Origin of the sequence: Pedobacter sp. MR2016-24 (genome assembly GCF_026239655.1) — a bacterium.
In the GTDB taxonomy this organism is placed as follows: Bacteria; Bacteroidota; Bacteroidia; order Sphingobacteriales; family Sphingobacteriaceae; genus Pedobacter.
Genome location: NZ_JAPIVO010000005.1, coordinates 361,509 through 374,140, shown reverse-complemented (window position 1 = coordinate 374,140; position 12,632 = coordinate 361,509). Strand labels below are relative to the sequence as shown.

The following is a 12,632-nucleotide window of genomic DNA, read 5'->3' as shown; positions in this document are numbered from 1 at the left end:
TTAATTTGTGTAAAATAAACACAAATTAATTTGGATAAGAAAGAATAAAGACTTTAATTTGTGTCATAGTAACGCAAATAGATATGAGAGTTTTAAATTTATCAACCGGATTCAACCCATTTCAATCTTCAATAGAAGAGATAGAAAGCAAAAGCTTTTTATTTAGTGGGGGCGAAGTACACATTAAACTACAAGGTAGTGCAGATGATGTGCTGATTTCTACACGACTAAATGATTCAAATGATATCATGAAGTTATTATTGGCTGTTGATGCCCTGCGTCGCAGCGGCACCAAAAACATCAGCGTTTTTATTCCTTATCTGCCTTATGCACGACAGGACAGGGTGATGGTTGCCGGCGAACCTTTGTCCATCAAGGTAATGTGCAACCTGATCAATAGCTGCGGTTTTGAAAAAGTGTATGTATATGATGTACACTCGGAAGTATCACTAGCACTTTTGGAAAACTGCGAGCTCATCAGCAATTACAGTTTGGTCAAAGAAGTATTGAAGGACCGTACAGATTATCTGCTGGTTTCTCCCGATGCCGGTGCGCTGAAAAAAATATATAAACTGGCGGAGGCGCTAACTTATACTGATGATATTGTTTTGTGTAATAAAGTAAGGGACGTCAGCAACGGCAGGATCAAACAGATCACCGTAGATCAGGACGATCTGCAGGGCAAAGACTGTTTCATCATTGATGATATCTGTGATGGGGGAGCAACTTTTGTAGGCGTGGCTAAAGAACTGAAAAAGCGCAATGCTGGTAAAGTAAGCCTCATTGTTTCACACGGCATAATGTCTCATGGAGAAACGGAACTGGTCGACTGGATTGATCATATCTACACGACCGACTCGATAAAAGACACACAGTCAGCACTCATCAGCAGAATTTCGCTGTCCGATCTGATTCAATTATAATCTCATTCATCTTTAAAATCTAAAACCATGAACAATATCCTTTTACAAACCGACGTCTATAAAATGGGACATATGGAGCAATATGCTCCAGGATGTAATAAAGTTTATTCTTACCTGACTGCGCGCAGTGATAAAAACTTTGATGAAACTGTGTTTTTCGGCCTGCAATATTATATCAAAAGATATCTTTCGGCACCGATTACACCAGAAATGGGCGAAGAATTTCTGACTTACCGCAAAATGATTCTGGGTAGTAATTCTGAAGAAGTAGAAACTAAAATGCGGGCACTCTGCCAGCTGGGTTATCTGCCTATAGAAATCAAAGCAGTGGAAGAAGGTACAATTATGCCGGTAAGAAACGTACTGATGACCATCACCAATACACATCCTGATTTTTACTGGGTAGTGGGATTTATGGAAAGTCTGCTGTTAAAACTGTGGTATACGATTACCGTGGCTACCTGCAGTCACCAATACCGTAAAATCGTAACCAAATACTTCAACCAGACGGATGATGAGACAATGGATCCTGCAAAAGATTTCCAGGTGCATGACTTTGGCTACCGTGGGGATGCTTCTGAAGAAGGTGCAGCCATCAGTGGTGTAGCGCATTTATTATCTTTTCTGGGCAGTGATAATGTACCTGCACTACCTTGTGCAGTAGATTTTTATAATGCAGATGTAAATGGTGCGCCTATTTTACTTTCTGTTCCGGCAAGTGAACACAGTGTAATGTGCTCTTTCGGCAGGGAAGATGAGATCGGTGCATTCCGCCATATGCTGGAATTATATCCTACAGGAATTGTGTCTATCGTATCTGATACTTTTGATGTATATACTGTCTTGACCGATTTTGCTGAAACGTTAAAGGAAGTTATTCTTGCCAGGGATGGTAAAGTTGTTTTCAGACCGGATAGTGGTAATCCGGAATATATCATCTGCGGAAACCCGGAAGCAGCAGAGGGAAGTAATGAGTGGAAAGGGGCTATCCGTTTGCTGGATGAGAAATTTGGCTCAAGTCTGAACAGTAAAGGGTATAAAATACTTAACCCTAAAGTAGGACTGATTTATGGTGATGGAATGTATATCGAAAGATACATCCGTACACTGGAACGTCTGAAAGAAATGGGTTATGCAGCAAGTAATCTGGTTATCGGGGTAGGAGGAATACTACGTAACCATAGTCGCGATACCCTTGGTTTTGCCATCAAAGCTACTTATGTGGAAGTAAACGGAGAACCCCGAGAAATCGAGAAAGACCCTGTTACGGACCGTAAAAAGAAATCACACAAAGGTCTGCTCAGCTTGTTAAAAGAGGGCAATGAATACCTGACTAAAGATCAGTGTAATGTAGCAGAAGAGGCTAACTCTTTGCTGAAAGTAGTTTACCGCGACGGCAAGCTGATGAGGGAAACCAGTCTGGCAGCGATCAGGACGCTGGTAAAAAACCAGGAAGAAATAGCTGTTACAGCCTTGTAGCTCATGGAAGCGCAGCTGCTGCTGAACAAGATCATCTCCTCACGCCAGGCGGAGGAGGTGTTAAGCATCCGCAATTTCAAAAAGGAATATGTAGAGATCGTGAAAATGCTGCATCCTGATGTCTGTGCATTGCCGATGGCAGGCGATGCCATAGCCAAAATGAACGTCTACCGTAAAGAAATGGATAAGTATCAGCAGGGCGAAGACGATGCAGGATCATTTGTATTTGTTGCAGAAAATGAAGTGGCATTCAAAGGAGAGGAAGAGTTGCTGAAACGGTCCTTTCATAACTACCAGTTGCTCATGTCGATGAATGATGAAAGTGCTGTCCATTTTAAAAAGTATCTGCCGCAAAGCCTGTTTTTCCAGGATGGAGCGCTGCATGTTAAAAGTGAGTGCAGGATGTTGCCTTTAAGTCACCTGACCCTCACACATGAGCATGCCGACTGGATACTGAGCCGTATTTATGAACTCATTTCCTGGTTCCATCAGAAGGGCTATAGCCATTTGGGAATCAATCCGGAGTCGGTATTTATTGTTCCGGAAACACATGGTATAGTCTGTGTTTCATTTTATCACTTGACCCGTCTCGATACCCAACCGGAAAGTTTGTCCGGACGCTACCTGAACTGGTATCCTGCAATAGTGTTCAAACAAAAAAAGGCAATTCAGTATATTGATACCAGCCTGGCGCAACGTACTGCTATTTATGCAATGGGAGATCGTTCGGGTAATGGCATTGTATTGAAGAAATCGGTAAATCCGGAACTGGTGGACTTTTTAATCTCACCGCATTATTCCAGTTACCAGGGTTACCAGGAATTTAGAAAATTATTGTTCCGTTTATTCGGAAAACCAACGTTTCACCAGTTAAATATTTAATTATGGGATACACAAGATGGTCTGATGATGCTTACAGCAATCTGAAAGACAGCCGCACCAATTCAAGTGTGGATGATATTTTTACCAATAACAAAAGCGGAAGGGCAGCTGACGCCATGCTGCCTGCAGGTGTTCAGTTCAGGGAAAGCAGGGATTCTGATATCCACCCCGATTCTTTATCCATCGCCGTATTTTTAGATGTAACAGGAAGTATGGGAAGGATCCCTGAAATTCTGGTACGTGAAAAACTAGGTTCATTGATGAACACACTGATCAGCCACGGTGTGCTCCATCCGCAGATTTTATTTGGCGGAATCGGCGACCATCTCTCTGACCAGTATCCGCTCCAGATCGGGCAGTTTGAAAGCGGTACTGAAGAACTGGACAAATGGCTTACAGAAATCTTTCTGGAAGGCGGGGGCGGCGGGCAAAACCGTGAATCTTACCTGCTGGCATGGCTATTTGCTGCCAGACATACCAGTTCTGACTGCTTTGAAAAACGTGGACAGAAGGGTTTCCTTTTCACTATCGGTGATGAATCCAACTGGGATAAACTGGAAAAAAAGCGCCTGATCAAAATAATGGGCTATCCGGAAGCAGTTGATCTTACTGATAAGCAACTACTGGAAGAAGTACAGCGCAGTTATCATGTGTTTCATATCCATATCAATGAAGCTTCCTATAAAAATGACCCGGTGGTATTGGGTTACTGGAGAGCGATGCTTGGAGAACGTCTGATCGTCTTAGATGACTATAATGCAATTGCCGAGACCATTGCAGCCACGGTAGCGGTCATCCATGGTGTAGAACTTCAGGATATTTTAAGTTCTTTCGACAATCAAACAGCTGGCACGGTGGGCAGTGCGCTGATTCATATAGGCCATTCAGCAATAGTGCCGACAGATCAAAAGAAGGGATTGATTTCCAGGATCTTTAAATTATGAGCAATAAAGCCAGCATAGTGATTGGTCTGGGCTTTGGTGACGAGGGGAAGGGACTGACCACAGATTATCTCTGTAGCCAGTCTCTCTATCCGCTCGTCATTCGTTTCAATGGTGGTCAGCAGGCCGGTCATACGGTAAGTAATGCAAATGGCCTCCGTCATGTGTTTTCCAGTTTCGGAGCAGGCACTCTACGCGGGGCAGCGACTTACTGGTCATCAGGCTGCACCATGTCGCCCTCAGCACTGTTAAACGAATACCGTGCATTGAACAGCTCAGGGATTTCTCCGCGATTATACCTAGATCAACTTTGTGCAGTCACCACCCACTACGATGTATTGTACAACCGCCTTTTAGAGCAGCAACGCGGTTCTGCAAGACATGGCAGCTGTGGAATGGGATTTGGGAATACCCTGCAGCGGCATGAGGCAGAGGTAAGCCTGGTTGCAGGCGATCTGATTTATCCGGAACGCTGTATAGACAAATTGAAACAGATCAGACTATATTATGCCCTGAAGGCCAAAACGGAATTGACTATTGATTTTACTGCACTTCATCATGATGCCGAAGATCAGCGGTTTATGACTTATTTAGCTGAACTGCAAATGCTCCTCAACCATAACATCTTTATCACCTCAGAAAAAGCCATTTTTGCGGATCGGCAGTTTGATCAATACATATTTGAAGGTGCACAAGGTGTTTTGCTGGATATGGATTTTGGCTATTTCCCTCATGTAACCCGTAGTCATACCACATCTAAAAACGCATTGGATCTGATCCGTAGAAATACACTCCAGACCTCTTCCGTTACACTGTATGGTGTAAGCCGGGTTTATCATACCCGCCATGGTCAGGGACCATTTGTGGCGCATGCAGATCAATTGGTGCTGAAAAATAATGAGATGGAGACGAATGTATTGAATGATTTCCAGGGAAATTTCAGAACAGGACCACTGGACCTGGATCAGCTGAATTATGCCCTGGAATCGGAGAGCTCTCAAAATAATGGAATTGCTAAACACCTGGTACTTACCTGTGCGGACCAGGTGGATGAAGATTACCTCCCTTATACTTTAACAGGGAAACTGCATACCGGAGCTTTAAAAGACATTCCTGCATTTCTTAACACTTCCTTTAAGGAAATAATGATTAGTCGTAGTCCATATGCAGAGAACCTGCAGACGGCGGGATTTAAGACTGCTATTTGACACTTTTTTTAATCACTATAAAATAGCCAGCCAGGAAAAGAACTGCTGCATAGATCAGGCTGGCATAGATTTCCTGCGTAAAGATCTGACCTGCCACTCCTTCTTTTCTCGCTGAGATGACCATGGTGGCGTGACTGTAAGGTATAAAACAGGCATATTCCCATCCCCTGGTCACGGCTATTATTCCCGCGATCAGGCCGATAAAACCAATACCCATTGGCTTAAGGAAATCGCTCCAGATCAGACTGATGATAAACTGCACGGAGAGTATGCCCAGAGACGATAGAAATAGCCTCGTATAAATCCTGGAAAGAAAGTCAAGCGGCGAATAATCATTGAATTTATACCCATTGTTCAGTATATGCAATAGATTACCAAAAGCCAGGCTCAATGCAAAAAATAAAAATAAACAGATGAAGATCAGCAGGACTGCGTATATGTATTTAGCTGCGTAGATAGAAAACTTGTTTAGCGGCTGTGCGAAAAGCGATTTCCAGGTATCATTTTTATGTTCAATATTGTTGACAGAAAAAGCCATAAAGATCACGTAAAATGGCAGGATAAGTGAGCCCATTATACCCAGGATACTGCCAATGTAATTCATCCATAAAACTGGTGGGGAATAAAGCTGTGCAAGGATCTTTTCTGATTTAAAATAAAATGCTGCGGTTACCAGTGAACAAAGGCACAGTGGCAATAATATGGAAGCCCAGAAAGCAAGTGTTTTTCTGGATTTATAGAATTCTGATTGCAGAGAGATGAGTAGCGCATGCATATTAATTGGTTTTCGTAATATCCAGGAATAAACGTTCAAGATCTTTCTTTACAAAGTGGATACTGTAAACAGTAAAACCGTGTTGAATCAGCAAGGTGTTAATTTTTCCTGTTTCGGCGGTCGACTGAAAAGGGAGCTGAATGGTGTCCTCATTGATGTTGCTGACCACATAACCTAAACTGCTGAGAAAAGCAGCTGTGGCTTCCCGGTTATCCGTCTGTATTTCTACCACCGGTGTATTAAAAGTCTGCAATTCATTTATTGTGCCCTGAAAAAGTAGTTTCCCTTTATTAAGGATGCCCACGTGTGTAGCTACTTTTTCTATTTCATGGAGCAGGTGGCTGGAAACCAGTATAGTTTTATTGTGTTTTAAGCTGAGTTCTGACATTAAGTTACGGATCTCAATAATCCCGTTCGGGTCAAGTCCGTTAGTAGGTTCATCAAGCAATAACAATTCTGCATCAGCTAACAAGGCAAGTGCAATTCCCAACCGTTGTTTCATACCTAACGAGTAGTTACCGGCTTTTTTATCCGCTGCGTCAGTCAGGCCAACCAGGCTGAGCATGTCCTTTACTTTTTCGCGTGTTACGCCTAAAAGAATGCAACGGTTAATCAGGTTCTCTTTACCTGTAAGATGTGCATATATGGCCGGCTGTTCTACGAGTGCGCCTATTTTTTTTAAACTGGCAATACGGTTGGCATTAATTTCCTTTCCGAAGATAAATACGGTATCATATGGTGATTTCAACAGGTTCAGCAGGATTTTTATGGTCGTAGTTTTTCCCGCACCATTTGGTCCGAGGAAACCATAAATACTTCCTTTTGGAACTTTTAGGGAAAGATCGTCTACCACTTTTTGATTACCAAAATGATAAGTCAGTCCGCAGGTTTCGATTGCCAGATTGCTCATCTTATTTAGTCAGATAGCTCAGTACATTGGTTACCGAAGTAGTGCCTGAAGTTTTTACCGTTGCATCGTTCTGATCATCATTATTCTGTTTAACAGGGATAATAGTGAACAATGCCATTAAAAAAACCGGGATCAGTAATAGAATAAAGGGAGAGATGTTAGATAACCTTTTCATATTGATTCGTTTTGATAGAACAAATAGAATCATTTCTGTGATCCTGCTAAAATGTTTTATACGAAGCATGGATTATTGTAGATGAACGCCGCTTATCTTGCAGATAATCTGTTTCTTAGCGTTGGTAGATCAAAATTGCCTGTTCGTCGATAGTAGGGTCAGGATTTTCGCTTTAATCTACTCTTTTCCTGATTTTCTTTGACCCTGAATGCGACGATACGCTTGATCATTTCTACAGGCAAGGGCTGATCAATAGGAAACCTGATCGTACCTTTTGAATGCTCATAATCCGATAATTCATTGACGAAATGCTGAACACCTGATGATCCGGGATAAAATCCGATATGATTTTTATATCCCGCGAAATATACCAGATTGCCAGACAGTTCAAATGCGGGCATCTGATAACTTATCTTTTCCCTGGCTTCAGGAACAACAGTACTGATGATATTTCTCAGTTCCTGTAAAATGAGCCGGGTCGATTCCGGAAAACCCGCAATATATTCGTCAATGTCTGCTGCTTTATTATTCATATTTTCAGGATATTAACAGAGGATAATTTTAGTAAAAATCCTTATTTACCACGAGCTGTAAGCGGTGTGAACGTGACAATTTTGAGGGGTTCGGAAGACAATAAATTACTTGCTGGTATGTTTTTTCAATAGCCGTATCACTATAAAAGCCCCAATAAATGCCGGGAAAAACAGGAGGAATGAACGTTGAAGTAAGGTAAATACGGATAAAACCGAAGCAGGAACAATACGGGCAAAAAGTATAGATATACCAGCTTCAGCAAATCCACTGCCACCCGGACTTGGGGCAAAGTAAATCATAAACTGGATCAGTATCTGGATACTGATTACCTGAATGAAATCAGTTTGTACGCCTAAACCCAGGAGGATTACATATTGCATGCAGTATTTATTGAGATACAACAATGTGGTGATCAGTAAACTTAGTGGAAAAAGTAAAGGATGATCTGCCAGCAGCTTTTTACAGATCTGTTGATAATTGAGTATGTTAGTATAAGAACGGTCGGCCCGCTTACGAGATTTCTCTTTTTTGGATGGACGGATCCTGCCGTAAAAAGCAGCTATTTTAAGAACCATATTTCCAGCAAATTGCGGCTTCCAGAAAGCCATCAGGAAGACCATCAAAAATATAAAGAAGACCGCAAAACCATATTTTAGCAGGGTTAAAACCAGGCTGCTTTCCAACTGGTCGTTCATCACCAGTATAGCGAAAATACCGGCGATGGGCATAAAGAGAAGGGTAGCACCCATATTGATCAGGCTGACAATGAAGCCATCCAGCAATTTTACACCGTAGCGGTTATAAACATAAAGCTGAGCAGGGCCTGCACCACTGTGAAAAGGAGTAACTGCACCCATAAACATGTTGGCCACATTGGCCTGAAAACTGATCCAGTGTGATAAGTCAGGATTCAGCTTCCTGATGAAAATGTGATTGCGCCAGCTCCCCAGCATCAAATCGATAAAAACCATCCCGAAGCACAATATGATATAATCAGGTTTAATGGCAGACAGCGCCTGCAGCGTATCACCTGTATGGTTGTAAAAAAATACCACTGCAACAGAAGCAATTGTGATCAGGCATAACCATAAACTGCCCTTAAAAATCATTCCTTTGTTAAATACACTATCTAAAGTTTTTTCCTTTACAGGTACCGCCTCTTTGTCTGCAAGAACTTTTTTAGGGTCTGTCATTGTATGCTGAATTGTTCCGTTAAATTATTGTGGTCTGTTATTTAGTTTAAAGCATTTCCTTCATTTACCGGAACAGGCTTATCCATCCATTTCAGTATAGTAGGAAAAATGTCGGCAGTCCGGGCCGCATGTTCAGCCCAGCCTTTTTGATTATAGATCAGCGGGACATGGATATGTTCTTTTGTTAATGACCCATGTGAACCTTTATGTTCGGGGTATTCCCAGAAATCACGCAGGTCGTATCCGTTTCGGGCACTGACTACGATATCACCTGCACGCCTGCTTTTAAAAAGTTGAGAAATCTGCACCAGTGCATCCGGATAAAGGCTGTTAAAAGTGCTTTCCAGCGCTCCTCTGTGACCTTTGACAGTAATATTTTGTAAGAATAACGGATCAGCATCGATGGGGCGATAAGCGTAAGTTTCCTGATGCTGACTGATCAGTGCTTTTCCCTGGTGGTTTTGCACATAATATTCTCCTTCTCTATTGCCTCGGTAAGTGATAAAGTCTACTGCCTTTTTTTTCAGTAATTCATCCATTCTTTCTTTACTGAAATGATCAACCAACTCTTTTTCCTGTAAAACATGGTCGCCATCATGATTCAGTAAATGGACACTCCCAAAAGAATTGCCCGAGATCATTACCGCTGATTTTGGATTTTGCCGCCAGATGATCGGGTAGCCTACAGATTTCATTCCTTGTTTAGTCATCCAGTCGCCCAAATCGAAATGGGTATGGCTTGGTGTCAAACCATGATCTGAAGTCAGCATAAACAGCATGTTTTTCCACCAGCCTTTTTTTTCCAGGTAATCCCTTACTTCACCAATGCTGTTATCCGCAATCTGGTAAGCGGCTATCGTACGGTGATCCCTGATATGATGATAATGCGAATCCCAGTCTACACTAGGGAATACAGCAAACAGAAAGTCGAAATCTTTTCCGCTTTTCAATAAACCCATGATTCTTTCATGTCCTTGTATATCAACAGGATGATGTCTTTTTAAGAAGTGCGCCCGGGTATATAACCAGTTTTTACCCTTTTTCCCCAGATCATGAGTATCAGGGATATTTCTGGTGATCATATTGTACAAGTTATAAGATTCACCCAGCAGATCAAACAGCGTCGCCTTATCAGCTGGCATATCCGTATTGAACCAGCCTGCTTCTAGTCCGCAGTAAGATCGCATAGCCATTTTGTTCCATCTTGTTCGTTTAAATTCCTGTTTATCGAACCATCTGATTCCAGGTATATTCATTGTTCCCGGAAACTGTCCGGTAAGAAATGGCAGGTACGCCGGTCCGGTGGTTGAAGGGAAACAGGTAGTTGCGATTTGAAATGTGCCTTCCTCTACCAGTTGCTGTAAATGCGGGAGCTTGCCCTGAGCAATCAGCTCGGTCAGCATATCCGGCCTTGCCCCGTCCAGCAGGTAAAAAAGCACTCTTTTTTTGTCTGTACTCATCTTTATTTGCTCAATTTGATTTTGTAACCCAGGCGAAGGGTTAAGGGTTGTATATCTTTAGTAAAATAAGCATCATATTTAAGGCTTGCTTCAAGGTGCTTATTTAGCGCATAACCTGCAGATGCAGAAACGATCATGCAAGATGATGACTTCATATAATTCAGTATGGTTTCAGATTGATCGCGCTCGAGTTCTATATGGGATTGAGCCTTGTTCAGGCCAAATAATACGCCCATTTCTCCCGCAAAGAATACTCTTTTACCTGTGTAAGTTCTAATACCTGCTTTAACAGGTATTCCACTTAGCCGATTGGTCTTATAATAACTTTGGCTAATGGCTGTAGGTACAAACATGGGTCTGTTATTTTGCCGTTCTTCTATGGCAATGAAAGCCGCAGACAATGTAGCTGAGAAACGATCATTAAATTCCCTGATCGCAACTAATTCTCCTCCATATAAGGGCTTATCTGATTTCATTTCAAATCCGCCAACAGCATTAATACCCAGATACCATTTCTCAGATGTATGGGCAAGCCTGGAAACAGGTTTGAAGACGGAATTAAATGCGAGTCCCGCCTCCCAGCCAAATTTATTTTCATATCTGACTCCGATAGTGCTATAATTGACGTTACCATATTCGTCAACAGGATTAGGATTATAGTACAATTCTGCAGTGTAGTGCCTGAAGGTTGGCCCAGCAAATACACTTAAATGTTTGGTGAGCTGAGTATTAAGCAGTAATTTTCCCTGCTTCCAGTTTTCCTTCAGGCTATTGATGCCGTACCGCTGATAATCTGCAATCGCTGACAGGTATAGCTTTTCGCTGAACATGAAATCATGGCCTGCACTGAAACCCAATCCTGTCCTTGGCAAAGGGGAACCAAAATCCCTGCCGGCATGAATAGTAGTGTAAAAATTATGGGTACCTGAACTGAAAGACAGGTTAGTATTCAACAAGTCATTTGCAGAAAGACTCAATTTGAAAAATCCATTCTGGATGATGTTGACTAGTCCTATACTTACGCCATAAGAGCTATCTGCTACGTTAACCAATCCAATCTGGATGCCTTTCAACTTGCGTGTCTCGTTATTCAGTGCTGATACCTGTACACCTGAAACCATTCCCGCTGTCTTATTCATATAACCGGCAAGCTGGACACCCTTCACGTTAGCTAACGATTTGTTACTTACTCCGGCAATTTGCACACCCTTGACTGTGCCGCCGACAAGGTTGAAAATGCCAGCGAATTGAAAATATTTAGAATCCAGTCTGTTGATATTAAAAATTCCCCCTAATTCAAAGCCTTTAACCCCTGCAGTGTACCCGCCAACGAGATTCACAGAAAGTCTGTTTACTACCTGTGAACTCATCAATCCATGTGTACTTAAACCTGGTGTAAGGGAGATCTGAAATGGACGCCTGGCAAAGAAGTCGGGGATATTCAGACTCTGAATTTTTTGCCGCGCTCCAATCATAAACCTGCCGAGACCTTCTTTTTCGATGCCATTGCTATTTTCGGCAGCCGTGTTATAATTTGCCGACTGAATTCTGTCCGTAATAGATACGGACTGCAGGAAGTTGACACTGGCATCTTTAAATTGTAATTTACTTGCCGTGATGGTCAATGCCTTCGGCTCGCCGGTCTTGAATTTTAATTTAAAATAACCATGCTCGTCGGTTAAGGTTGCTACCAGCAAGCGCTTTTCATACACGCTGACATTCATCAGTCTAACCCCTGATACGTCGTCAACAATAAGTCCGCTGATCGAATAATTCTGCTTGTCGGAAGTGATATCAGTGGTAATAATTTTTAAAGACCTGAGCGGGGAGGTAATCACCAGGAAATTCTTGTTTTCACTGAACTCATATGTATGATGGAAAAGCATCTGCAGTGCATCTGATATAGCGATTTCGTTCACCTTTAAGCTGACAAGACTATCTGTTGGAATTAAATTACTATTGTAAGAAAAAACAAATCCACCATCCTTTTCCATTTGTTTAAATACAAATCCTAAAGTTTTTTGTCTGACATCAATGCTGATGCGCTTCTCGAGGATTTCCTGTGCTGTCACCTCAGCAGTTATCGTGTTAAGTAGAAAAATCACCAGTAAAACCGCTTTTAGTTTTACAAATTGTTTACAGTTCATATCAG

At 42.1% G+C, this 12,632-nt stretch carries 12 protein-coding genes; 5 read left to right on the top strand and 7 right to left on the bottom strand.

Annotated elements, in window-relative coordinates; genetic code table 11:
* Positions 1 to 83: 83 nt before the first annotated feature.
* From prs to OQX62_RS15630, 5 genes are read left to right on the top strand one after another with little or no spacing between them, the layout of a single operon-like run.
* The gene (gene prs / locus OQX62_RS15650) at positions 84 to 923 is read left to right on the top strand and encodes a ribose-phosphate diphosphokinase (RefSeq protein WP_265832541.1); all 840 of its coding nucleotides are present in this window, start codon (positions 84 to 86) and stop codon (positions 921 to 923) included.
* A gap of 27 nt (positions 924 to 950) precedes the next feature.
* Positions 951 to 2,402, top strand: a complete 1,452-nt coding sequence (locus OQX62_RS15645; RefSeq protein ID WP_265832540.1) for a nicotinate phosphoribosyltransferase — start codon at positions 951 to 953, stop codon at positions 2,400 to 2,402.
* 3 nt (positions 2,403 to 2,405) lie between these two features.
* Positions 2,406 to 3,284 carry a hypothetical protein gene (locus tag OQX62_RS15640; protein ID WP_265832538.1) on the top strand — a complete coding sequence of 293 codons (879 nt, stop codon included), beginning with the start codon at positions 2,406 to 2,408 and terminating at the stop codon, positions 3,282 to 3,284.
* Positions 3,285 to 3,286: 2 nt separating this feature from the next.
* The gene (locus OQX62_RS15635; RefSeq protein ID WP_265832537.1) at positions 3,287 to 4,228 is read left to right on the top strand and encodes a hypothetical protein; all 942 of its coding nucleotides are present in this window, start codon (positions 3,287 to 3,289) and stop codon (positions 4,226 to 4,228) included.
* Complete coding sequence (locus tag OQX62_RS15630) at positions 4,225 to 5,433, top strand: adenylosuccinate synthetase (RefSeq protein ID WP_265832536.1); 1,209 nt, start codon at positions 4,225 to 4,227, stop codon at positions 5,431 to 5,433. Before OQX62_RS15635 ends, OQX62_RS15630 begins: the two co-directional genes overlap by 4 nt.
* Here OQX62_RS15630 and OQX62_RS15625 read toward each other — a convergent pair.
* The 7 genes from OQX62_RS15625 to OQX62_RS15595 all read right to left on the bottom strand — a co-directional run bounded on the left by OQX62_RS15625 (position 5,426) and on the right by OQX62_RS15595 (position 12,627).
* Positions 5,426 to 6,208 (bottom strand): ABC transporter permease, encoded by a 783-nt coding sequence (locus OQX62_RS15625; RefSeq protein ID WP_265832535.1) that lies wholly within the window; start codon positions 6,206 to 6,208, stop codon positions 5,426 to 5,428. The two genes, OQX62_RS15630 and OQX62_RS15625, sit on opposite strands and share 8 nt — an antisense overlap.
* Position 6,209: 1 nt before the next feature.
* The gene (locus OQX62_RS15620; protein WP_265832534.1) at positions 6,210 to 7,118 is read right to left on the bottom strand and encodes an ABC transporter ATP-binding protein; all 909 of its coding nucleotides are present in this window, start codon (positions 7,116 to 7,118) and stop codon (positions 6,210 to 6,212) included.
* A gap of 1 nt (position 7,119) precedes the next feature.
* Complete coding sequence (locus OQX62_RS15615; RefSeq protein WP_265832532.1) at positions 7,120 to 7,293, bottom strand: hypothetical protein; 174 nt, start codon at positions 7,291 to 7,293, stop codon at positions 7,120 to 7,122.
* Between the two features lie 158 nt (positions 7,294 to 7,451).
* The gene (locus OQX62_RS15610) at positions 7,452 to 7,826 is read right to left on the bottom strand and encodes an iron chaperone (protein WP_265832531.1); all 375 of its coding nucleotides are present in this window, start codon (positions 7,824 to 7,826) and stop codon (positions 7,452 to 7,454) included.
* A gap of 105 nt (positions 7,827 to 7,931) precedes the next feature.
* Positions 7,932 to 9,020 (bottom strand): lysylphosphatidylglycerol synthase transmembrane domain-containing protein, encoded by a 1,089-nt coding sequence (locus OQX62_RS15605; protein WP_265832530.1) that lies wholly within the window; start codon positions 9,018 to 9,020, stop codon positions 7,932 to 7,934.
* Between the two features lie 41 nt (positions 9,021 to 9,061).
* Positions 9,062 to 10,480: an alkaline phosphatase family protein gene (locus OQX62_RS15600; protein WP_265832529.1), complete on the bottom strand. Its 1,419-nt coding sequence runs from the start codon at positions 10,478 to 10,480 to the stop codon at positions 9,062 to 9,064.
* A 2-nt stretch (positions 10,481 to 10,482) separates the two neighbouring features.
* Complete coding sequence (locus tag OQX62_RS15595; RefSeq protein WP_265832527.1) at positions 10,483 to 12,627, bottom strand: LA_2272 family surface repeat-containing protein; 2,145 nt, start codon at positions 12,625 to 12,627, stop codon at positions 10,483 to 10,485.
* Positions 12,628 to 12,632 lie beyond the last annotated feature (5 nt).